Annotated in this window: 36 protein-coding genes; 35 read left to right on the forward strand and 1 reads right to left on the reverse strand. The window is 36.9% G+C overall.

All coding sequences use genetic code 11. The annotated features are described in order from the left end of the window. Position 1: 1 nt before the first annotated feature. The 25 genes from ACIQ7T_RS02935 (at position 2) to ACIQ7T_RS03055 (ending at position 11409) form a co-directional block, all read left to right on the forward strand. On the forward strand, positions 2 to 358 hold the full coding sequence (locus ACIQ7T_RS02935; protein WP_402868485.1) for a hypothetical protein: 357 nt from the start codon (positions 2 to 4) through the stop codon (positions 356 to 358). A gap of 150 nt (positions 359 to 508) precedes the next feature. Beyond that, the gene (locus ACIQ7T_RS02940) at positions 509 to 802 is read left to right on the forward strand and encodes a helix-turn-helix domain-containing protein (protein ID WP_402868487.1); all 294 of its coding nucleotides are present in this window, start codon (positions 509 to 511) and stop codon (positions 800 to 802) included. Further along, a complete protein-coding gene (locus ACIQ7T_RS02945; protein ID WP_402868489.1) occupies positions 790 to 1047 on the forward strand; it encodes a hypothetical protein in 258 nt (85 codons plus the stop codon). The genes ACIQ7T_RS02940 and ACIQ7T_RS02945 overlap by 13 nt, the downstream gene beginning before the upstream one ends. Then, positions 1028 to 1162, forward strand: a complete 135-nt coding sequence (locus ACIQ7T_RS02950) for a hypothetical protein (RefSeq protein ID WP_402868491.1) — start codon at positions 1028 to 1030, stop codon at positions 1160 to 1162. The genes ACIQ7T_RS02945 and ACIQ7T_RS02950 overlap by 20 nt, the downstream gene beginning before the upstream one ends. Before the next feature lie 77 nt (positions 1163 to 1239). After that, the gene (locus tag ACIQ7T_RS02955) at positions 1240 to 1413 is read left to right on the forward strand and encodes a hypothetical protein (protein WP_402868493.1); all 174 of its coding nucleotides are present in this window, start codon (positions 1240 to 1242) and stop codon (positions 1411 to 1413) included. Between the two features lie 232 nt (positions 1414 to 1645). Next, positions 1646 to 1951, forward strand: a complete 306-nt coding sequence (locus ACIQ7T_RS02960) for a hypothetical protein (RefSeq protein WP_402868495.1) — start codon at positions 1646 to 1648, stop codon at positions 1949 to 1951. An 11-nt stretch (positions 1952 to 1962) separates the two neighbouring features. Next, a complete protein-coding gene (locus tag ACIQ7T_RS02965; protein ID WP_402868497.1) occupies positions 1963 to 2241 on the forward strand; it encodes a hypothetical protein in 279 nt (92 codons plus the stop codon). Positions 2242 to 2345: 104 nt separating this feature from the next. Then, entirely contained in the window at positions 2346 to 2912 is a 567-nt protein-coding gene (locus tag ACIQ7T_RS02970) for a host-nuclease inhibitor Gam family protein (protein ID WP_402868499.1), read from the forward strand. Then, on the forward strand, positions 2912 to 3628 hold the full coding sequence (locus tag ACIQ7T_RS02975; RefSeq protein ID WP_402868501.1) for an ERF family protein: 717 nt from the start codon (positions 2912 to 2914) through the stop codon (positions 3626 to 3628). Before ACIQ7T_RS02970 ends, ACIQ7T_RS02975 begins: the two co-directional genes overlap by 1 nt. 189 nt (positions 3629 to 3817) lie before the next feature. Beyond that, positions 3818 to 4498 (forward strand): hypothetical protein, encoded by a 681-nt coding sequence (locus tag ACIQ7T_RS02980; protein ID WP_402868503.1) that lies wholly within the window; start codon positions 3818 to 3820, stop codon positions 4496 to 4498. Positions 4499 to 4561: 63 nt separating this feature from the next. After that, positions 4562 to 4972 carry a hypothetical protein gene (locus tag ACIQ7T_RS02985; protein WP_402868505.1) on the forward strand — a complete coding sequence of 137 codons (411 nt, stop codon included), beginning with the start codon at positions 4562 to 4564 and terminating at the stop codon, positions 4970 to 4972. Between the two features lie 12 nt (positions 4973 to 4984). Then, positions 4985 to 5353, forward strand: a complete 369-nt coding sequence (locus tag ACIQ7T_RS02990) for a hypothetical protein (protein WP_402868507.1) — start codon at positions 4985 to 4987, stop codon at positions 5351 to 5353. A gap of 15 nt (positions 5354 to 5368) precedes the next feature. Then, positions 5369 to 6154 (forward strand): DnaD domain protein, encoded by a 786-nt coding sequence (locus ACIQ7T_RS02995; protein ID WP_402868509.1) that lies wholly within the window; start codon positions 5369 to 5371, stop codon positions 6152 to 6154. Then, positions 6075 to 6959: a DnaA ATPase domain-containing protein gene (locus tag ACIQ7T_RS03000; RefSeq protein WP_402868511.1), complete on the forward strand. Its 885-nt coding sequence runs from the start codon at positions 6075 to 6077 to the stop codon at positions 6957 to 6959. Before ACIQ7T_RS02995 ends, ACIQ7T_RS03000 begins: the two co-directional genes overlap by 80 nt. 34 nt (positions 6960 to 6993) lie before the next feature. Then, positions 6994 to 7284 carry a hypothetical protein gene (locus ACIQ7T_RS03005; RefSeq protein ID WP_402868513.1) on the forward strand — a complete coding sequence of 97 codons (291 nt, stop codon included), beginning with the start codon at positions 6994 to 6996 and terminating at the stop codon, positions 7282 to 7284. Continuing rightward, positions 7277 to 7480 carry a hypothetical protein gene (locus ACIQ7T_RS03010; protein ID WP_402868515.1) on the forward strand — a complete coding sequence of 68 codons (204 nt, stop codon included), beginning with the start codon at positions 7277 to 7279 and terminating at the stop codon, positions 7478 to 7480. Before ACIQ7T_RS03005 ends, ACIQ7T_RS03010 begins: the two co-directional genes overlap by 8 nt. Before the next feature lie 3 nt (positions 7481 to 7483). Further along, positions 7484 to 7672 (forward strand): hypothetical protein, encoded by a 189-nt coding sequence (locus tag ACIQ7T_RS03015; RefSeq protein ID WP_402868517.1) that lies wholly within the window; start codon positions 7484 to 7486, stop codon positions 7670 to 7672. Continuing rightward, positions 7665 to 7853 (forward strand): hypothetical protein, encoded by a 189-nt coding sequence (locus ACIQ7T_RS03020; protein WP_402868519.1) that lies wholly within the window; start codon positions 7665 to 7667, stop codon positions 7851 to 7853. The genes ACIQ7T_RS03015 and ACIQ7T_RS03020 overlap by 8 nt, the downstream gene beginning before the upstream one ends. Then, on the forward strand, positions 7850 to 8077 hold the full coding sequence (locus ACIQ7T_RS03025; protein ID WP_402868521.1) for a hypothetical protein: 228 nt from the start codon (positions 7850 to 7852) through the stop codon (positions 8075 to 8077). The genes ACIQ7T_RS03020 and ACIQ7T_RS03025 overlap by 4 nt, the downstream gene beginning before the upstream one ends. Further along, the gene (locus ACIQ7T_RS03030) at positions 8074 to 8343 is read left to right on the forward strand and encodes a hypothetical protein (protein ID WP_402868523.1); all 270 of its coding nucleotides are present in this window, start codon (positions 8074 to 8076) and stop codon (positions 8341 to 8343) included. The genes ACIQ7T_RS03025 and ACIQ7T_RS03030 overlap by 4 nt, the downstream gene beginning before the upstream one ends. Next, the gene (gene ssb, locus ACIQ7T_RS03035) at positions 8340 to 8834 is read left to right on the forward strand and encodes a single-stranded DNA-binding protein (RefSeq protein WP_402868525.1); all 495 of its coding nucleotides are present in this window, start codon (positions 8340 to 8342) and stop codon (positions 8832 to 8834) included. Before ACIQ7T_RS03030 ends, ssb begins: the two co-directional genes overlap by 4 nt. 378 nt (positions 8835 to 9212) lie before the next feature. Beyond that, positions 9213 to 9911, forward strand: a complete 699-nt coding sequence (locus ACIQ7T_RS03040) for a dUTP diphosphatase (RefSeq protein WP_402868527.1) — start codon at positions 9213 to 9215, stop codon at positions 9909 to 9911. A gap of 8 nt (positions 9912 to 9919) precedes the next feature. After that, complete coding sequence (locus tag ACIQ7T_RS03045) at positions 9920 to 10099, forward strand: hypothetical protein (RefSeq protein ID WP_402868529.1); 180 nt, start codon at positions 9920 to 9922, stop codon at positions 10097 to 10099. A gap of 76 nt (positions 10100 to 10175) precedes the next feature. Then, the gene (locus ACIQ7T_RS03050) at positions 10176 to 10991 is read left to right on the forward strand and encodes a DNA adenine methylase (RefSeq protein ID WP_402868531.1); all 816 of its coding nucleotides are present in this window, start codon (positions 10176 to 10178) and stop codon (positions 10989 to 10991) included. Between the two features lie 10 nt (positions 10992 to 11001). Beyond that, entirely contained in the window at positions 11002 to 11409 is a 408-nt protein-coding gene (locus ACIQ7T_RS03055) for a RusA family crossover junction endodeoxyribonuclease (RefSeq protein ID WP_402868533.1), read from the forward strand. A gap of 501 nt (positions 11410 to 11910) precedes the next feature. Here the strand turns inward: ACIQ7T_RS03055 and ACIQ7T_RS03060 are convergent. Continuing rightward, complete coding sequence (locus ACIQ7T_RS03060) at positions 11911 to 12198, reverse strand: transposase (RefSeq protein WP_402868535.1); 288 nt, start codon at positions 12196 to 12198, stop codon at positions 11911 to 11913. Between the two features lie 152 nt (positions 12199 to 12350). Here ACIQ7T_RS03060 and ACIQ7T_RS03065 point away from each other — a divergent pair, with 152 nt between their 5' ends. From ACIQ7T_RS03065 to ACIQ7T_RS03110, 10 genes are all read left to right on the forward strand, one after another. Then, a complete protein-coding gene (locus ACIQ7T_RS03065) occupies positions 12351 to 12788 on the forward strand; it encodes a hypothetical protein (protein ID WP_402868536.1) in 438 nt (145 codons plus the stop codon). A 180-nt stretch (positions 12789 to 12968) separates the two neighbouring features. Further along, complete coding sequence (locus tag ACIQ7T_RS03070) at positions 12969 to 13754, forward strand: hypothetical protein (RefSeq protein WP_402868538.1); 786 nt, start codon at positions 12969 to 12971, stop codon at positions 13752 to 13754. Position 13755: 1 nt separating this feature from the next. Further along, entirely contained in the window at positions 13756 to 14388 is a 633-nt protein-coding gene (locus ACIQ7T_RS03075) for a hypothetical protein (RefSeq protein ID WP_402868539.1), read from the forward strand. Beyond that, on the forward strand, positions 14372 to 14773 hold the full coding sequence (locus ACIQ7T_RS03080; protein ID WP_402868541.1) for a hypothetical protein: 402 nt from the start codon (positions 14372 to 14374) through the stop codon (positions 14771 to 14773). Before ACIQ7T_RS03075 ends, ACIQ7T_RS03080 begins: the two co-directional genes overlap by 17 nt. 833 nt (positions 14774 to 15606) lie before the next feature. Then, positions 15607 to 16071 carry a hypothetical protein gene (locus ACIQ7T_RS03085; RefSeq protein WP_402868542.1) on the forward strand — a complete coding sequence of 155 codons (465 nt, stop codon included), beginning with the start codon at positions 15607 to 15609 and terminating at the stop codon, positions 16069 to 16071. A 170-nt stretch (positions 16072 to 16241) separates the two neighbouring features. Continuing rightward, complete coding sequence (gene terS, locus ACIQ7T_RS03090; protein ID WP_402868544.1) at positions 16242 to 17036, forward strand: phage terminase small subunit; 795 nt, start codon at positions 16242 to 16244, stop codon at positions 17034 to 17036. After that, on the forward strand, positions 17029 to 18300 hold the full coding sequence (locus ACIQ7T_RS03095; RefSeq protein ID WP_402868546.1) for a PBSX family phage terminase large subunit: 1272 nt from the start codon (positions 17029 to 17031) through the stop codon (positions 18298 to 18300). Before terS ends, ACIQ7T_RS03095 begins: the two co-directional genes overlap by 8 nt. A gap of 20 nt (positions 18301 to 18320) precedes the next feature. Then, positions 18321 to 19778 carry a phage portal protein gene (locus ACIQ7T_RS03100; RefSeq protein WP_402868548.1) on the forward strand — a complete coding sequence of 486 codons (1458 nt, stop codon included), beginning with the start codon at positions 18321 to 18323 and terminating at the stop codon, positions 19776 to 19778. Beyond that, positions 19771 to 21402, forward strand: coding sequence for a minor capsid protein (locus ACIQ7T_RS03105; protein WP_402868550.1), 1632 nt, complete (start codon positions 19771 to 19773; stop codon positions 21400 to 21402). Before ACIQ7T_RS03100 ends, ACIQ7T_RS03105 begins: the two co-directional genes overlap by 8 nt. A gap of 5 nt (positions 21403 to 21407) precedes the next feature. Continuing rightward, positions 21408 to 21683 carry a hypothetical protein gene (locus ACIQ7T_RS03110; protein WP_402868552.1) on the forward strand — a complete coding sequence of 92 codons (276 nt, stop codon included), beginning with the start codon at positions 21408 to 21410 and terminating at the stop codon, positions 21681 to 21683. Positions 21684 to 21795: the final 112 nt, after the last annotated feature.

Consider the following 21795-nt stretch of genomic DNA (forward strand, 5'->3'; position numbering starts at 1 on the left):
AATGAATCTAACTATAGACCAACTAAAAGATGCCTTACTCAACGCGGAATTAGTTGACTTTCTTCAAAAAGCTTATAAACAGGGCGTTGAGGATGGACGAGAGTTAGAGAAAGCAAAATTCGAAAATTCTCTACCTCCAAACTTAAAAAAAGAACATGTAGCTAAAATATTCCAGTGTGAGTTAAAGACTGTAGAAAAGATCATTCGTATGGACGGTTTTCCTAAATGTCATGCACTAACGGCTCGTTATCCAAGGGATAAAGTGTTTGAATGGCGAGACAAAAATGTGATGTACATGAACTCACGATTAGGTATTTATGTGAGTGAAGAGGAAAGCCTCAGATTATTAAGAGCATAGGAGAGGCCAGGGCAAATGGCCTCAAGTCAAACTACCAATCTAGTAAGAGGTTGGGGCAACAACCTCTTATCTTTATATTAAGTTAACTTGGTCGAAATTGGTATTCGATTAAGGAATATATTCGAAATTGGAATAAAGGGGCAAAAAGATATGGTTGCAGATTTTGCAAAAGTCGGAAAGATGCTAAAGAAATTCCGCATCGATGCAAATATTACTCAGGAAGAAATGGCGGAGCGATTAGATAGTACACAATCAGCTATCAGTAAATTAGAAAGTGGCAGAAAGACAATAGATATTTTCACATTCGCTTCATGGTTGAAAATTACCGAATCGGAATTTGCCGGAACAGCAATGATGTTCGGAATGGAAGTTGCGAATGCTCTTACACACTTATCACAAACAGTTCCATCAATAGTAGGAGGGTTTATAAGTTGGATGCTTTAAAACAAATCAACAACCAAATTATTAAAGAGAAAGCATGTATCGACGACATGGTGAAAGAAGTAGCTATGCACACACAAGATGGTCGTTATCGTTTAGCCGCTGAACGTGGTCGTGATATGCAAAATTCAATATCTCGTATTCAACAATTAGAAGGACAAAAAGAATTGTACTTAACAGCACTCAAGTTTGTAGATAAGGGAATTAACGTAGAGGTGGTGAAGAAGGTTGTGGAAATGGCTAGATAACTATTTTTACTTACCTGAGGATGATGTACCTGAATCACACAAAAAGTTTTGTATCGGTGCCGCGTTAACGATGTTAGTTATCGGAGTACCAGTGATCATCACATGTTGGCAATAAAAAAGCTGCTTAATCAATGGCGTGATTAAACAGCGGACAACATATACAAGTCCAGTATACCACAAGGAGGTAATAAAGTGGACGAAATCATAAACAATCTTAAAAACGAAGCGAGAGCTTTGTATGAAATATACGCAGTAGATCGTGATGGCGGTATAGCCCAAGCGATACACAGCATCATCGATGCAATAAACATTTTGGAACGTAAAGCATACGGTCAAGCCATGACAACGGTGCATGACCTTAAATAAGACGTTTGCGAGTTATCTCGCTCTCGTCAAGCAGTTCATAATCCTCCTCAAATTGGTCTGGTTAGCCAAACACATTATGAGCTGCTTGATGGGACTAGCAATCTATTTATAAAGCCTAGCACAGTACGCCAAGACCTTTAGCGAGCGACAGCCAATAGGCCCCAGATGCGATGACAGTTTTGTAAGTAGATTGGTGGTTAAACCATCAAAAATTTCGAAAGGGTTGATAGTAATGAAATTACAACATGCTGTATCAGCACTTAGTCAGTTACCAACTTTATTAATGCACTATGGTATTCCTACAAGTGAAGTAATCTCAGCTCAATATGATGCAACTATCGAGAATGTGAACGTTAGAGTTTGTTTATTGCATCCAGAATCATTAAGTAAAATCGGTATTCCTCATAGCGAGGTTGTACAAGGTGAAAATGATTACAGTTGGACTTCTTACCACATAGTAAAGCATGGCATATCGTTCGTGGCGAATGGTCCAGCAATAGCACCTGAATATGTAGAAGCATACGCTATGCCGTTTTAGAAGGTGATTATATGAATCTTTTACTAGAAAATCCAATGGTACTTGGTCGCATTGAGTATCCAGTGCCTCCTTACGAGCCAGTTGTAAGCTTCGAAATGCACGATGATTTTGGTAGTTTCATAGCTAGTGGTGACGTGTATTTCGAAATCGGTGATGCGATCGTACACATCGATAATATCAGTGATTACTTAGCTACTGGATATAGAGATGAATCAACTTATGACATGACCGATTCAGAGGTAATTGCTTATGTAGAAGTGAATTATGGCTATGCACATACAAAAAAATAATCCTGTCCGTTGCACCGGAGAGGATTAAGTAAGGCCCATGCCAAATATCATTTCTCAAATTATAACGCATGGGCCTAATAAATACAAACGAAGGAGGTATTTTAATGAATTTGTTGCAGGAAACCGAATTACACGAACTTAATGCAATGCAACCACAAGAAAAACAGATATTCATCATTAAAGATATGGATGGACTGAATTGGGTATTACGAAAAATCAATGCTGCCAATGCAAAGTTGAATGAAATAAAATCACTGGCGGTTGCGGAACGAGAGCGAATTAATGCTTGGGAGAAAAAAGAAAGTGCTGGATTGATAAATGACATTACATTCTTTGAACAAAAAGTGTTTGAGTATCATTCACATGTTCTTGCTAATGATCCTAAACAAAAAAGTATCGTTACTCCATATGGTCGAGTGAGATCTATTACAAATGAAGCGCAACCAGAAAGATTAGATGATGAAGCTATACTCCATTATGTTATGGCGAATCAATTACCTTATGCGGAAGTGGACACTATTCGAAAATTACAGTGGGGCGAACTCAAAAAAACATTAAAAGTAGTTCAACAAGGTAATGAACAAATTGTAGTTGATACTTATGGACAAGCAGTGCCAGGTGTAACAGTGAAGCCTCAAACTACAACATTCAAAGTGGAGGTGGATGACTAATGATTTTCTCACAAGAAAACACAAATATAGCTACTGCGTTAGCAAAGTCTTGGGGTGAATTAGAGACACCTAAACATAACGCTACTGTAAAAGTTTCTTTGAAATCCGGTGGTAGTTATTCATTTGATTACACAGATTTGAACGGTATTTTTGAAGCTGCTCGAAAGGTTTTTAAAGAAAATGGAATATCAGTTATTCAAAACAGTTACACAGAGTCAACAGAACGCGGACCATTAGCGTGTGTTGAAACTATGTTTTTGCATAGTTCTGGTGAATGGGTAAAGTCATTACCTCTAAAATTCCCAGCTGCTACAGGGATGCAAGATTTCGGAGGACAAATAACTTATATGAAGCGTTATAGTCTATCGGCAATGCTAGGTATTGCAACAGAGAAAGATGATGATGCGAATGGTGCTAGTGGTAACACGTACGATTACTCTAATCGACAACAAGGTAACTCATCACAGCAATCATCAAACCGAAACAATATTCCAATGCCTTCAAATGCAAAAGAAGCTGGTGCTATTGTTATAAACTTCGGTACTAAGCACAAAGGTAAAACACTTAAACAAATATGGCAAGATGACATATCTTACATCCAGTGGCTCGCAAATGGAGAAAAAACTGATCCAGCTATTCGTGAAGGTATCGGAATGATGCAGGTTGCAGCTGCTCAACAAGAAGCACAACAAAAGATGCAACAACAGGCGGTATAAATGAATAACGTACCACACAAAGTCCTTCTGCCTGCTTGGATATTCCAACAGGCAAGAGGGAATAACGATGAAATTAAGCGCCTGGTGCTGCAATACATGACCAGGTATCCTAACTATCGAGTTATAAAAGTTAGTGGTAGTTTCGCGGTTTGTGAGCGTGAACAAAAATTATTTTAGGAGGACGAGAAAATGGATATGCAACAAACGATGAACAATGTTTTTAATCAAATGGTGGAAGAAGGAAAGATTGAAGAAATCATTCGCAAGCAAGTAGAAAGTACTGTAGAAAGCGTTGTTAAGGACACGTTGGGTTCATGGTCTAGCTTTAGTAAACACTTAGAAGAAAACTTAAAAGAACAAGTAAAACTGAACATAAACAATTTTAAGTTACCTGATTACAATTTAATTATTAAAAACACAATTGAGGAGCATGCAGAAGCAATTATGCACGAACAAGGTGTTACCAAAATGAAAGAAGCATTGGATGAAATGCTAGTTGGTGATAGTGCAGATATTAAGTTTTCTGAGTTACTTCTAGAAATGGTCAAGGATGAAATGGAGCTTGAGGAGTTGGGTTATGACGAATGCAAAGAAATTTCAGTTCATGTAGATGATAGTTATAGTAGCTTAACATTCATTTACTTTGATCCAGAGCCTGATAAACGTCAGTACGAATGTAAATACCGATTAACACTTAACGCAGATGGAATTATTAACACTGCTGAAATTGGCGGACGTGAGTTTAAAAACAGTGTAATCATGGGCGGGTTACGTGGATTTGGCCGCACTTTGTTCAAGGCATATGCACGTGGTATAAAAATAATCTTAGATGACTATGAGACAGAGTTTGGAAATCCTGAATACGAATAATGTGGATTTTGTGAATAAGTCCGTTATTAAAAATTTGAATATTGAAAATACGGAGGCTGAAGCATGAAAGTATTTCAACAAAACATCTTCGGTGGTGAGGATGAAGTTATTCAATCAGTTCCAGTAATTGTACTAAAAAACAAGAAGAAAGAAGGGCGTTACTTAGCGGCGGATATTGAGGTAGCAGACTTTAGTGACCCTGATGGAGACGTAACGATGGATGATATCCAAGATGCTTTCATCACTGTTCGTAATGACCGTCAACAGCCAGGTCCAGAAGATGTCGAAGAGGTGGTGGCACATTCAGAGGCACATAAAAAGTACATGTATGAAAATTACGGTGATAAAGCTTTCATCAGTTACGATGTCGCGAAATGGCTCGAGACATATGAGCCAGTCAACATTGATATGCCAGTAGATAAGTTCAATGAGGCTGCTTATACGAACGATTGGGAGCCAGTGAAAACTTACTAGGAGGGTTGAATCATGAAGGTCTTGGAAAACCAAATATTATTTCAATGTGATCATTGCGGTAAACGATTACTCACTAAGTACGGTGCCAAAATCCATGAAGAAGAGTATTGCAAAAGCTCACCTCAATTAATCGATAAAGGCTATGAAATTTTGATTAATTGCCAACATGATTGGAAAGAACGTTGGGCACCGATACCAGGTGAAGCACATCGTAGCGAACCTAGTCACGATGAATGTATTAAATGTGGTGCAGAGGATTACTTAGTGTATGACTTCAAAGGCTTTATTAAAGCGAAAGAAGATATTCCGGAACGCATGTTGCGTAGGATAGCAACTCTCGACAGAGATAAAAAGCGTTACGGCATAGATTGGATTTTGTAGGAGAGGTGAGGGCAAATGGGCATCATCCGAGTGGCTAAGAACAGCAACTATGTAGTGATGAATCGAACGGCATTGAACGACAACCGGCTATCTTGGAAAGCTAAAGGCATAATGGCATACATGCTTTCAATGCCAGATGATTGGGTGTTTTATATTGACGAGTTAATGACTCACTCGACAGACGGCAAAGCGTCATTTAGAGCTGGTTTCAATGAGTTAAAGACATGCGGCTACATCGAACGAAAACCTATTCGTGAAGGGCAAAGAATTAAAGAATGGGAAACAATCGTTCATGAAGTACCTATAAATTCTCTACTTACCGATTTTCAAGAAGTAGAAAAGCAAGAAGTAGAAAACCAAGAAGTAGGTTTTCAAGAAGTAGAAAATCGAACACTACTAAGTATTGATAATAACCAAGTATTGAATAAACCAAATACTGATAATAACCAAGTACTGACAGAGAGAGAAGAGAGTCAGTCGGTCAATCCTTTCTTAGAGATTAAAAATTGCTACGATTCAACAATTCGAATCAGTAACTTTACGGATCATCGAAAGATGGACATGCTCCTAGAACTGTATCCTGACTACTTACTCATTATCGAAGCTATCAAGCTTACTGCAGACCTAGGTAAATCAAGTATCGAGTATGTAAGAGGTATTCTTCATAATTGGTCCACTGAAAAAGGAGTTAAATCATACGCAGATTGGCAGGTGAAGATTGATGGATCCAATGCAGCAAGTAATTCAAAAAATACAAGAGAAGTACCTCAAGCTATCACCAGAAGAAGTAGCAATGAATGAACAAAAAGAGTTTGCCTGTCCTAAATGCAAAGATGTTGGTGGTTTCTTTGAAATGAAGGTTGATGAGGATGAAAGAAAAATTACTTACGGTAAATCATTTGAAGTATGGGTGGACTGTTCGTGTGAAAAGCAAAAGATTGCTAACAAGCTAATCAAAGCCAGTGAAATCACAGATAACTTTAAAGCTATGACATTTGCAAATTACTACACTGATGGGCAATCAAGTCTAGTATTTGAAGCGAAAGATTTAGCAATGAAGTATTTCAAGGAATTTGAGAAGCCAACTAAAGAACTTACTGAGGCTGAGGAAATGGCTGTAGGCATTGCAGTACTTGGACAACCCGGTTTTGGTAAAACACATTTGTTATCAGCACTTAGCAACAACATGATGCAAACGAAACTAAAGTCAGTCTTGTATTTCCCTTATGTCGAAGGATTTGATGATTTACGAGACGACTTTGAAAAATTACAGGCAAAACTTATTCGCATGAAGGAAGTAGACATTTTATTTATTGATGACTTATTTAAGCCGGTGAATAAACGTGATCGTAACGGTGAGGTTTCGCTAGATAAAAAAAATATGCCTATAAAAGTACCGCAGGCGAGTTCATGGGAGATAAAGCAGATTTATTCGGTGATTAACTATCGATACATGAACAAAAAGCCTATCTTTCTTAGTAGCGAGCTTGACTTCAACGAAATGATTTTACTAGATGAGGCACTTGGTACAAGGCTGTATCAAATGTGTAAACGATATTTTTTAACAATTGATAAGGATTTATCACTGAATTACAGATTAAAGTGAGGGGCGCACAGCCCCTTGATTGGAGGGTGAAGGGATGTTTCTGCAACAAGTTAAAGTAAAGAATTTTGCTGAGTCAAAGAAGGTTTATGGCACGCGGTATGGTGGTCGTAAATTATACACTTATGCGAATGAAAAGCCTGATGACATATTTCATATCGTTGGTGTCACAGCGATTAAAGAGGGTGTTACAGAGCATGACGGAGAATACGGTTATCAGTTCAATCAAAGTAAAAGCCACAAAGTTTACATCGTTGCTAAAAGTATCGGTAGACGATTCAAAGTATTGCCAGAAGATGTTGAATTAGTTGGTGATCAAAATGACTAATCCTAATCCTAATCCTTTTCAACAAGTCGCTGATTTCGTGGCGAAGATGAACGAAGCCTACCGTGAGTTGGAATTGAACAAACTCATGACTGAGATAGAGGACTTCAACAATCGAAATTACAAAGAGGTTGCTATTGATGTCGCTTTGGCTACTGGCGACCGTGAGGCTTTTAACAAATTAGTGGGGAGTGAATGAGTGATGGGACAAGTTTACATGCAATTAGAAATGGAACGGTTCATTGAGTTGAAACGAGCTGAAGAAGAAAATAAAAAGCTTCGTGAAGCACTGGAAGAAATTATGGAAGCTGAAGAACCAATCATGGAAGGTTGGGAAACGTCTGTTTACGAAATTGCTCGTAAGGCATTAGGTGGTGAAGCTCATGAATGAACAATTTCTAATCGATCAAATCATCTTGTATTTAGGTACATTCCAGCGTTTTGGCGGTAAGCACAACGAAATCATGGCTTATAAGCGTTTGGAGCAACTGAGAACGTTAAAAGGGCTGAAAGATGCTGAGGAAGCTACAGATTATCTTATTTCAAAAATGGAAGGGGCTATGGCTGCATGAGTGGGAAATTAAAGTGTTGTGAAGCGTGTAAAGAAACTATCGGTTGGAATGACGACGTAGTGCTTGTGAACGATGAAGTATATCACAAAGATTGCGTAGAGCTTTATCCAACTGGATATTATGCGATGTTGGATGGAGAGCCTTTGGGAGAAACGGAAAATGACGACGGAAGTTACGCTTTTGAAATTCTAAACAAAGGTGAATATGAGGAGGAAACAGCATGATTAAGTTTCGTAAAGGCGACATCATACACAATCGTTATGCAGGGCATCCGTCGAGCAAATATTTTATCTACTTAGGTGTTTCTGGTAGGTATGTAAACGGTCTTTCACTGCAAAAAGGCAAAGACATTAAAGAGTTCCAGTTCTACAAAAGTTCCATGAACACAATGTTAAATGGTGAACCAGCTTTTCAAGTAGTTGGGCACACAAATGCTTTTGATGTGATGAAACAAGATTTATTGAAATTTATTGAGGGGGAAATAGTTTGAATCAAACTCAACTAATTGGGCGTTTAACAAAAGATCCAGAGCTCAAGTATAGCCCGTCAGGTGTTCCAGTTGTACGGTTCACACTAGCAGTTAATCGAGAGATGAAAAGGGATGAAGCAGATTTCATTAATTGCATTGCTTTTAATAAAGTCGCTGAAAGTCTAGCTAACTATCAAAAGAAGGGCAGCAGAATAGGTGTTGTTGGACGCATTCAAACAGGTAGTTATGAAAATCAACAGGGGCAAAGAGTTTTTACTACTGATGTCATAGCTAATAGCATCGAGTTCTTAGACACTCGTTCTGAAAGCACAGGAGGCTCACAGAGCACTTCAAACTACGAATCTAGTACAAATTATCATGGAGCTAATACAGGGGCTCCACAAGGGCAGAATTACGGTAATAATCAACCAAGTTATACAAGGGTCGATGAAGATCCGTTTGCAAATAGTAAAGGGCCAATTGAGGTTAGTAGCGATGACCTCCCGTTCTAAACAAGTAAAGATTGTCTACAAGTGCCTTTTCGAACACAGGTCAAAGGAAGAATTGATTTACGTGTGGTACGAGGATTTAGACGGATACATCACTTACGAAAAATGTATGGATTGTTTGCAAACTAAACGGAAAATGACACCTACAGAACTTTATAGAGACTACAAAAGGGTTTGGGAAAATTAAATATTCGAGGTGATAAAAATGGCACAACTAAAGAAAATCACCAAGGCTAGAACACAAAGAGAATTAGAAAGATTGGTTGCTGATGATACGGAGAGAGGTTGGAACGTTGCGAGTCGGATGAACTACATCTCTCACGATCCACGACCATATCAAATACTATTGAAATTCAACACTGAAAGGGAACAGGTGAGTTTATGAGTCTACAAAATATTATCGATGCACAAAAAGAGCTTGATGCTCGAATTATCAAAGATAAAGGGCTAGAGGGCAAGGATTTAGTAGCCAACACGTTTTTAGCTCTAAAAGCTGAATTAGCTGAATTTGCTAACGAAGGTCGTTGGTTTAAACATTGGAGTAATGATCAGGAGCCGAGAACAGCAGTCATTTGTCTTTGTGTGACGTGCCAAGGTACAGGTGATGAGAATTATGAAATGGTCCAAGAAGATGCGGAATCGGGCACTAAACATAAATTCATGAAATGTGAAGAATGTAATGGTACGGGTGAATCTGGTGAAAGGAATCCGTTGCTTGAAGAATACGTCGATGCTGTTCACTTCTTCGTATCTATTGCTAACCAAAAAGGTTGGGAAGATGCACTTTGGACTTATGAAGAACAACTTGATCCAGATGAATTTGATGGTGATTTAACAAGTTGGTTCTTGGAAATGGACTATTTCTTAAGCTTGGCCTACATCCGTAAGTTCACGAATGAAGAAGAAACTAAGTGTAAAGATACATTTGGATTTTTAAACAATCAATATTGCTTTAGAACTGCTTGGATTTTGTTCTTAAACATCGGTATGAATGGTTTCGGTTTCACATGGGAACAAATAGAGGCTGCTTATTTTCAAAAGAACAAGATTAACCACGTTAGACAAACAAACGGTTATTGAGGTGCAGCATGAACGAATACGCACTTTATAAAGGTGAGCAGATGGTAGCTATAGGAACAGTGAAAGAGATAGCAACAGATTGTGGTGTTAAACCATCAACAATTAGGTTTTATCAATCTAAAGCTTATCAAAGACGTTCCAAAAGTGAAGTAAATAACAGATTACAGCTCGTTAAGCTTGAGGATTAAATACACGCTGCTGGTAGAACGGCGTTAGCTTGTTTTATCAGCAGACTTCTAAGAGTGCTAGTAAGGATGTGAAGGAATGAAAAGAATTTTAAATTACGTAGGTAGCAAGTGGAATTTGGCTGATTGGATTGTTGGTCAAATGCCTAATCACAACGTATATCTCGAAACACACTTTGGTAGTGGTGCAGTGTTATTCAATAAACAACCATCAAAAATTGAGACAGTGAATGACATTGATGGCAACATCGTGAACCTATTCAAGGTCATTCGAGAAAAGCCTGAGCAGCTGGCCAAACATATACAACTAACACCATATTCGAGACAAGAATACAACGAATCTTTTGAGACATTGCAAGGTTATTTAAGTGATTTAGAGAGAGCTAGAGTATTCCTTGTTCGTTGTTGGATGGCTCGCGGTGGTAAAACAAGTGATCGTACAGGTTGGCGACATAACGTGGACTCAACAACATTCAGCGCTTTACCTGATTGGCGCAAGCTACCAGCTGTAGTTTTAGAAGCTACCGAGCGATTACAGAATGTCCAAATAGAAAATCAAGATGCTGCAACATTGATAGGCCGATACAACAAAGAAGATTGCTTGATTTATAGTGATCCACCGTATCTATTAAGAACTCGTACTAAACGACACTATGCACATGAAATGACAGATGGACAGCACGAAATTTTATTAAACGCACTAATGAACCACAAAGGTTATGCCATGATTAGTGGCTATAACAACGATATGTATAACGATATTTTGCAAGGATGGACAAGGATTTCGAAGATGGCCACTACTGAGGCAGCACAAGAGAAATGCGAAAGCCTTTGGTTAAATCCTCAAATCCTTGAGATGGGGTATATACAGGGTTCACTTTTTGAAATTGTTTAGGAGGGCAAACATGAACGTACTCAAATTTGAAATACCAGGAGATGTGCAGGCACAACAAAGACCACGAGTAACACGAAATGGCACATTCGATCCAAAAGAATCCAAAGACTATAAATCATTCGTGAGATTGGTAGCTTCACAAATAGCACCTGATGAACTTATTACAGAGGAGATAAGACTAAGCATCGTTGTCTATCGTAAGATACCTAAATCATTTAGTAAGAAAAAGCATCAGCAAGCTGTAGATGGTGATTTAAGACCAACAACTAAGCCAGACATCGACAATCTGGTGAAGGGTATTAAAGATGGTCTGAGTAAGGTTTTATGGCATGACGATAGCCAAGTGACAGAATTAGTTGCTCGTAAGTTGTATTCGGATAATCCAAGGGCTGTAGTAACGCTTGAATGGGGTGCCTGAATGAACGCGGTACGCAAGGAAGTTAAACAGCGTAGAGCAAGGCTAATCAATCAACAGGACCACATAGCTTTTCTCCAGTGCCGAGGGTGTCCGAAACGCAAAGCTTATGATCCAAGTAAGAAATGCAGAAGATGCAAGACTTATAGGCAACTACGGAGCATTGGGAAAGAGCTTGAGCAAATTAGTCGTTTACGTAGATGGAATAAGTAATAAATAAAAATCCTCGAGAAATGGAGTCCCGACCAGACCTTCTCGAGGAAAAAATAAATACTATTAAGGATATGAATAGTATAACTTTTCTGAAAACTTTTGTAAAGGTTACTAGAAAGAAAATGTTCAGAAATCGAGGTGAATGAAAATGAGCGAATACAACAAATTAAAAATTTGCAAAATGTGCGAGCAAGCAGAGTTAGTAAACGATGATAACGTATGTGCAAGTTGCAATCACGAAGCAAGAGACAGCGAAGAATAATAATTCTACTGCACAATATGAGCAAAAGGTTATCTTTCTTCCAATGCCATAATCATTAATCTGTAAATGATGAATACCCCGAGGTAAGCGCCAGTCACCAAGAAAAATGGATTTAAAAAGATTGCATGAATTGTAGTCATAAACACAGCATCATCGACAATGATTTGGTAAATGGTTGTGGACGCAATACTACCAAAAATTATTGTTGATATAACAGCAACTATATTAAAAATCATTTTGAATTTATCGCTTTTATGTTGTAGATAAACCATAACCACAGGGACAACTATGCTAGAGGTAACTAATAAGATTTTCAAAATGTCACTCCTTTTTACACATTATACCCTTGGGGATTTGCAGATAAACAGAAAAGCCGCAGCGTGTTCAGACGCTACAGCTAAGAATTGGTTTATGCCCTTTGACGGTGCTTAACAACATTATTATAACACACCGTAGGAGGGCAAACCTAATGGGTAAAATTGGGCAAATTAAAGTAACTAAAGAGAATTTACTTCAGTGGATTGAGAATTATCGTTGGATGGTTGAAACTATTGAGGAAGCAAGACAGCCAGTAGCTAAGGTCGATAATAATAGTTACATTGGCGCAAAAACAGCAATGTACGGAATTGAGGCAGGATTGCCAAAGGCTAGTGGTGGAACTAGTGATCCAGTATTTACAGAAGTACAACGTCGTGTATATATGCTAAACTATCGAATTAAGGAATATGAGCAAAAGATTGCTGAGGTTCAAAAACGTATTCCGTTAGTACAAGGTGACAGAGAAATTGAGATACTTCATAGATTGCTTGATGGGGATAGTATGCGAGTGATTGGCAAACATATGAGATTATCTAGTACAACTATTTTTCGCATAAGGAATAATATATTAGGACAAATGACAGAGTAAGACAAATAGAGAATAAGCTTAGTTGCTTTGGTGATACAACGAGGGACATAAAAGGTAAAATTGTTATTTTTTACATCAATAAGTTTTTTTATCTAATTACTGTAGATAAATGTGATATTATAAGTTTATAGGAATATTGTAGCAATAATTCTAATAATTATAATAATAGGGAGAATAGAGTTGGAAAAATTAATCCAGTTTTATGAACAAAAATGCGATCCACATACAAAAGAGGATTTTGTATTTTTAAGAACAGATTTCGAGAAAATAGAAATAAAAGTTAATGATGTAAATTTAAGGTGTTTGGAGTTGAATAACCTAGTTAGGTTTCTAAATCCAAAAGTAAACCTAAGCAAGCACTCTAAACCACACATATCAGTTGAAGATTTTGGATTGGATGATTTAGATGAAGCTTTTGAAATGTTAAATGAAATGGAAACATCAGAGATAAATGTAAGGGATAGCATAGAAGAAATGATTCCACTTTATTTTCTTCCATGGCATATTGAAGAAAAAATTAAAGCAATTACATGTGGTAATCACCGTAAAAAAATAGACTATAGAATTAAAAGTATTTTACCTCAAAGTTTTATAGATGAATTAGAATTGACGTTTAGACCAGAAAAGGGAGAGGAAATAGTAGAATATGATGATAGGCCGGGACGTGGAATATCATTTTTTAAATTTTTTCGAGGCAGTCAGTTCGAAGAATGTGTTGATTTCCAAGAAATAGAAAGGAAAATAAATGAGGTCAAATATAAATTGAAAGTGAAGTTTGTTGAAAGTATGGATTTTTATTTTATCGGTAATATTAATGTAGAGGTAGGTCTTCTTGAGAGAGATAAAGATGAAACTAATAAAGATCCTTTATATTATCATTTTAACTTATGGAAATTAAGAAACATGGATTTATCAACAATATATAATGAATTTTCCCTATTTCCTTTCAATGAGGAGGTAATGTAGAGTGAGTATAGAAAACAAAATTAATAAAATGTATGGGAACATGAATAATTTAGAGATACTAAATAACTACAATTGTCGAGCGTTACTTGATATCAGTGAACCATTGATGTTTGTTTTAAATGAATTAAATAAGTATTATTTTGCGTATACATTACAAAACAGAACTGCTCTTTTAAACAATGGTACTAAAGCGGATATAACTGAGTTATTGATTGTAAATACTTCTGTTTCTGAAATAAAGATGTTAATTGAAGGACAAATGGATATCAAGGCTGCTCTTTCTAGTGATGATATGTATAGAGTTGGGAAAATAGGAAATAAAGTATTCCCTAAGAAATATGTATATAGTATTGATGAGGTTGAAAATAGAATACCTGAGAATGGTGTTCGGTTTGATTGTACATTGCCTAACAAAATTAATTTAAAAAAAATATTGCATATGATTGAATCAGAAGCTAAGGTATATGATTCTTTTGCTATCAACGAAGGAAGAGTATACATAGATGATATCCAAATAGAAGATATTCAAGTTGAAATGCCAATAAGAATGAAGAAATATAATCATCTAAAAGTAAATTATCTGAAAAAAATATATGGTGATAGAATAGAGGAGAATAATGAAATTCACTATTAATAAAATAGTTTATAATGTATTTGAAGAACATCCAAATACTGAGAAAGCTGCTATTGGTTTAACAGCAAAGCTTGGAGTATCAAGAGAAGATCCTTCTAAAAGGGCTTTCTTTATTGAACTTAATATCGATTGCAAAGATGGAGAAAGTGACATTGAAACGCGTAACTTACTAGTAGTAGCGAATTTAAACTATAATTTAGACAAGAATGTATTTAAAGATCTTAATGAAAACGAAATAGATGAAGACAACAAATATTTTATAAAACTTTTAGAACGATTAAATGAAGCAATAAAAAACATAACTTCTCAAGATGATGTAGGTAGACCTTTAGATATCAATAAGGCAATTGAAAAGCATTCAAATGAGGGTGAAAAGCAACTATAATCTATAGTTGCTTTTTTGTGCTGTTTACCGAATGTATTATAATAATCTGAAACTGATATTAGGACATAAAGAATTAAAGCGGAATTTTACACTTTCAGATAAAAAAGGAACAAATGTAACAGACGTAACAAAAGGAACAAATGTAAAACATGTAGCACGTTTTGTAAACGAAAAAAAATGATGTAAACTCGGAGGTAGGTCGGTGCGGAATTGTTTTCCTCCCTTGGTATTTATAAAATCCTAAATATTAGGGAAAGACAGACCGACGACCGACCTGCGCCTCATAAACTTGTTCGAGGCAAGACATACATGGCCGGCCCATATTTTTAAGAGATTAGGTATCTTAATTAATATAAAAGGCTAAAAATTGCTGAAGGAGTGGTTTTTATGTGAACTTCGTCCACTTTCCATGATTCAGTTAAACTTACTAAAAAACTTACTGAGCAACAAAGTGCACGGAAATGCACTATAAATAAAAACACAATTTGCTTTACGATATAACGTGGTGCAGCTCTACCGCGGTTTCAAAAGTGAGCACTCGACAAAAAACAATAGCAAAGCTTTCATCTTAGGATGGAGGCTTTTTCTTTTGCTTTGAAAACTGCATCAAACAGCCATACAAATAATAATGGACTAGTTACGGGTGAGTAAGTATCTCAGGAACATTAGATACCGAATGAGACTGGCATGCACTAGTAACCGATAGGGCTGAGTTTGGTGTGGTTTTGAGAGTAAAAAGTTATTCATATATTTCATCTGCTAGGTTATGATTGGGTGGGAGGTGATATTTATGACTGAAACATTGGATGTTGAAAAATTAGTCAGAGAATTTATTGTTAACTGAAATTAAAGTTAAATCAACTAAAGAACCAAATTACAAAATGTACTATCAAATAGAAGAACATTGTATTTACTATAATGTAGACATTATAAAAAATAGTGCTTCTGATTTCAATCTAGATTTCGAAGATTATTTTAAAATCATATTTTGCCATGAGTTAGGACATGCATTAGATAAAAATTTACAAAAGAATCATCAATTAGTAAACGGGTTGTTACAACGTATTAAAGAAAATCCGATATCTAGATTAAATAAACAATATTTAAATGACATAAAAAACATTAACATAAAAAACGAGCAAAAAGCGTGGGAAAATGCGAGTGGTTTAATAGACGCTTCTCTTAAGAGTTCTTTCGATAAAGTAAAAGAAGATAGTTTGAGTAGAGTAAAAGAAATCGCTAAATTAGAAATGGAGAATATGAGATTAAAAATACTTAATGCAATACAAGGTAATTAGGTCACATCAATTTTGATGTGACTTTTTCTTTTGCCCTGAAAAGTGAGTATCGAGCAGTTTCCTCCCCTTTGACTGCTAGGGCAACGGTACTTACTTTTGAGAGTGAAATACATAAATAGGTCTAGTACAACGTGTACCAGACATGATTCTGGAGGTGGTGTTTATGAGATATGGCTAGACAAAGAGATCCTAATCGAGATAAAGCATTTGAAATTTACAAGGAACATAACGGCAACATTCCGCTTAAAGATATAGCTGCACAACTTGGTAAAGGTGAGGGCACAGTCAGGGGGTGGAAAAATAAAGATAAGTGGAATGAAACGTTGAATGGAACGTTCCAATCAAACGAACGGAACGTTCCAAATAAAGTGGGAGCTCCTAAAGGCAATGAGAATGCAAAGGGCAATAGAGGTAATCCTAATCCGACACCTAAGTTTGCAAAACGCAACTCAATCGCAGAGAAACACGGCTTCTTTTCAAAGTTTCTACCAGAAGAAACACGCGAAATCATGGAGGCTATGAACGAGCGTTCTCCAGCTGATTTAATCTGGGATCAAATACAGATACAGTACGCTGCAATCATTCGAGCTCAACGTATCATGCATGTTGAATCGAAAGACGAAATGATTAAGGAGCTTAAAAAGCATAAGGATACCGAATGGGGAGAGGAAGTCGAATACAACTTCCAATTCGCATGGGAACGACAGGCGCAACTACTCACTGCTCAATCGAGAGCAATCGGGGAGTTGCGTTCTTCTATTCGTCAGTTTGTTGAGATGGCTGATGCTGATGATGAGCGTAGGCTTAAACTCGAGCAGATGCAACTCAACATGGAGAAAACAAAAACAGACATCGAGCTATCTAAAATTGCTATCAGTAAAGAAAATGGTGATGACGATGATGAGTACGAGGATGACGGCTTCATGGAGGCAATAGAAGGCAAGGAAGTGAATTGGGATGAATAAACGAAAGAAACCGGCCCTATTCAAATTCAAACCTTTTAGTCAGAAACAACTCAAGGTGCTCAAATGGTGGCAATCAAATTCTCCTCACAAGGACAAGGATGGTCTTATTTGCGACGGTTCTGTTCGTGCCGGTAAAACGGTCGTCATGTCTCTATCGTTCGTTATGTGGGCAATGGAGACGTTTGAGGATGAAAACCTTGGCATGGCTGGGAAAACAATTGGTTCGTTTAGACGTAACGTTTTTAAGCCGTTGAAACGTATGCTGATATCGAGAGGCTACAAAGTAAAAGAATATCGTTCTGAAAATATGTTCACTGTCACAAGAGATGGTAAGGTGAACTATTTTTATATATTCGGAGGAAAAGACGAGGCCTCGCAGGACCTTATCCAGGGTATTACACTTGCTGGAATGTTCTTTGACGAAGTTGCACTTATGCCTCAATCATTCGTTAACCAAGCAACAGCTCGATGTTCTGTAGATGGTGCTAAGTTCTGGTTTAACTGTAACCCTGCCGGGCCTTATCATTGGTTCAAAGTAGAGTACCTGAATCAATTAGAAGATAAGAACATGTTGCACTTACACTTTACGATGGATGATAACCTATCGTTGTCACAACGTATTAAAGACCGTTACAAGCGTATGTACAAAGGTGTGTTCTATCAACGTTTCATCCTTGGGTTGTGGGTGCTTGCTGAAGGAATTATCTATGACATGTTTATTGAAAAAGAGCATGTTGTCAAAACTGTCCCACGCAGATATACAAAATATTATGTCAGCGTCGACTACGGCACGCAGAACCCTACAACGTTTGGCTTGTGGGGTTATTTTAATGGAGTTTGGTATAAGGTCAAGGAGTATCACTATGAGGGTCGTAAGAGCAGTAAACAAAAGACTGACCAAGAGTACCTAGAAGATTTACAAAAGTTCTTAGAAGGTATCAATAATTTGCAAGGGATAATTGTAGACCCTTCTGCAGCTTCGTTTATAGCACTGTTGAAAAGGAATGGCTTTCGTGTAATTAAAGCCAAAAACGAGGTTTTAGATGGTATTAGGAACGTAGGAACAGCGCTAACTAAAAAGTTAATTCTTTTTAATGATTGTTGTAATGAGACTTTCCGTGAGTTCAGTTCATATATCTGGGATGAAAAAGCTGCTGAGCGAGGAGAAGATAAACCCGTAAAACAGAACGATCACCATATGGACGGAGATCGATATTTTGTAAATACAGTAGTCTTAAAAAAATCTGGAGTTTCATTTGATTAAAACAGAAAGGGGGATTTTAAGTGGATCCATTCAGCGAAACACTAACAGAGAAGTTTAGCAGAATCATTGAAGAAGGAAGCGAGAACGTTATAAGTGATATAGAAATTATCATGTATGAAGTCAATGAATGGGAGAAGTCTCCTTTAAGAGAAATGATGCTAGATGGCCAGAGATACTATGAGAACCAGCATGATATTTTAGAACGAAAGAAAATGGCTGTTGGCGAGGACGGCATTCTTCAGGAAGTAAAAAACATAGCGAATAATAAAATCGTCCATGGCTTCATAAGAAAGATGGTTGACCAAAAGGTGGGGTACCTACTCAGTCTACCATTTACTGTACAAACCAAAAACGAAAGCTATCTAGAATTACTCACTGAATACTTTACTAAAAAGTTTTACCGAATGTTCCAGAACGTTGGGAAGGAAGCAATTAACAAAGGAAAAGCTTGGATTCATATCTACTATGACGAACAAGGGAGCTTCAGTTTAAAACGTATTCCTTCTGAAGAGATCATTCCATTTTGGAAGGATTCAGAAAGAACTGAACTAGATTACGTTATCCGTTCTTACCGAGTTAAACAATGGACAGGCAAAAAGAAAGATACAATCCATAAAGTTGAAGTATGGGATACAACAGGTGTGTATCGCTATGTTGTTAATAAAGGAAAATTAATTCCGGATGTCGAGATTGGAGAATACAGTCCGCATCTAACTAAAGAAAACGGGGATGAAGCTGAAGGCTTAAATTGGCTACGTATACCTTTTGTTTGCTTTAAGTATAACGAAGAAGAACAGCCGATTATCAACTTTGTCAAGTCTATTGTAGATGACTATGATAGGCAGAAGTCAGATAACTCTAACAACCTAGAAGAACTACCTAATGGGGGTATCTATGTCGTTAAGAATTATGACGGAACCGACTTGGGCGAGTTTAGACGTAACCTTACTATATATCGTGCAGTAAAAGTGGACGAAGAAGGTGGGCTTGACTCGTTGAATCTGCAAATTGATACTGAGGCATTTAAGACTCATATGGATATGCAGCGAAAAGATTTATACGAATTAGGCCGAGGCGTTGATACTCAATCTGACCGTTTCGGGAATGATCGTTCAGGGATTGCCCTTCGTTTTCTTTATGCAGATTTGGATATGGATGCTAATAACATTGAAACCGAGTTTCAAGCAGCATTAGAGCAATTGAAATGGTTCATTGACCAGGATATTGCTGTTAAGACTGGGCAAGATTTCTCAAATGAAGAGGTAGAGTTCATTTTTAATAGAGATATCATCATTAATGAGTCTGAGGTTATCGATAATGCTAACAAGAGTGCGGGGCAGATATCTGATGAAACTATTATCGCTAATCATCCTTGGGTCAAAGACTTACAGACGGAGTTAGGGCGATTAAAGAAACAGTACGGAGCGAATAGTGATTACCAAGGTGCTTTCGGTAACGGTGTGAAGGGCAATGAGTAAGGGATATTGGGAAAGTCGTTCAGCGCAGCGCGAAATGGAATCTCAGCTTATCGCAAGCAAATACCTAGCAAAGATGGATGAAAGCCTCCGTGAAGCTCAACAGGATATTTTAAGACAGATTGAATCCTTCTATTCCAGATATGCAGTTGAAAATCAAGTTTCTATTGTAGAAGCGAGGAAGTATCTAACTGCAAAAGAATTAAGAGATTTCAAGGATATCGATTTAAAAAGATTTAGGGAAATGTCTTTATTGAAAAATCCTGAATATGATCGGATTCTAAATGCGACAAGTTATCGAGCTCGTATCACGCGTCTTGAGGCGTTAAATATGCAAATAGAAATGAGAATGGCTCAATTATACGGAGGCGTAAACGGGTTACAAGAATACGCATATACTGGTTTAACTGATGTTTACAAAAATACGTATTATCGTACAATGTTTGATTTTCATAAGGTGGGAGCATTTACTGGGACAGTAGCAGCCACATCAAATAATACAATGAAAGAGATTCTTTCTTATAATTGGAGTGGTAAGGAATTTTCACAACGGATTTGGGGGCAGCAGGAATCGACCAGACAAACGATCCGTAAAGAGCTTGAAAGAAGTTTTGCTTCAGGACGTTCCATCCAAAAGACGACAAAAGCTATCATGGACGTAACAGACGTTTCCCGTTCACGAGTTGAGGCACTTGTCCGTACGGAAGCGAATTTCTTTCATAATGCTGCAGCACAAGAAAGTTATGGGGATGCAGGTATAGATCGTTATGAAATATTAGCAACATTGGATAATCGAACATCAAAAATTTGCAGAGAACAAGATGGCAAAATATATAAAGAAAAGGATTATAAGCCTGGTGAAACAGCTCCTCCTTTTCATGTACGTTGTCGCTCCACTACTATTCCGTATTTTGATGAATCAGAGTATATGGAAGGTGAGAAAAGACAATCTGCAGATGGACTTATTGATTCTGTGTCTTATGAAGAGTGGAAAGCTACTTATGTAGAGAATGAACAAATTAGAAATCAGGAATCAATAGGAGATCACAAAGTATATCCTATTAAGAAATCAAACGTAAAATGGGATAATCACTTTGCTATTGGTAAAAAGGGAAGTGAGGTTCTTAATGAAGTTCACTCTAACTTAAATGAATTTATGAATACAAAACGTTTGGAAAAGCTGTTTTTAATAGATAAGAGCACTAATTCAGTGGCATTTGAACTAAGTGGTCAATCTATTGATCAAGTCATATTTACGAAAGAGTTAATCCAAGCTTTAAAAAGCTCGAAATCAAACAGTTTAGTATTAGCTCATGTTCATCCAACGAAAACACCTTTTTCAAAAGAAGACATACGTAAGATGATTGATTTTAAATCAATAAGTGAATTAACGCTTGAAGGTGCAGATGGAAGCAAATATTTGTTGTCGAGAGATTTATTTAAGTCAAGTTTTCTTAAGTCGTTATCATTTTACAGCAACTATGATAAAATATACTGGAATATAGCTAAAAAATACCCGGATTTAGAAGATGAACTGAAACGTATTGATGTTTGGGATGACTTTTTATTTGAAGTTAACAAAGAGGTTGCTAATTTCTATGGAATGAAATTTAAGAAAGTTGAGTGATTCAAATGAGAGAGCAATTGTTTAATCTGACACTCCCGAAAAAATATAAAGAAAACTTATTTAAGTACACTCCCTCACTTGATGGAGTACCTGAATGGATTGATTTACAACCCCTGGGATATACAAAAGTGATGTATCAAAAATTCACTCTACTAATTGGCATTGAAAGCATGAAATACAGTCTAAAAGAAGCAATAGAAGACAACAGTGTTTCAGAAGAAGAGATAGCTGAAGCTCAAAATTTAATTGAGGAACAAATAGAAAAATATAATGAACTATGAAGCACCTAATCATTTTAATATGGTTGAGTGCTTTTTATTATGGATAAAAAAAGAGGGAAATGAGTATGAATTTCGGACAAGCATTAGAGGCGTTGAAATAAGGTAAAAAAGT

Source organism: Lysinibacillus sp. NPDC096212 (genome assembly GCF_044763105.1).
Classification (GTDB): domain Bacteria; phylum Bacillota; class Bacilli; order Bacillales_A; family Planococcaceae; genus Lysinibacillus.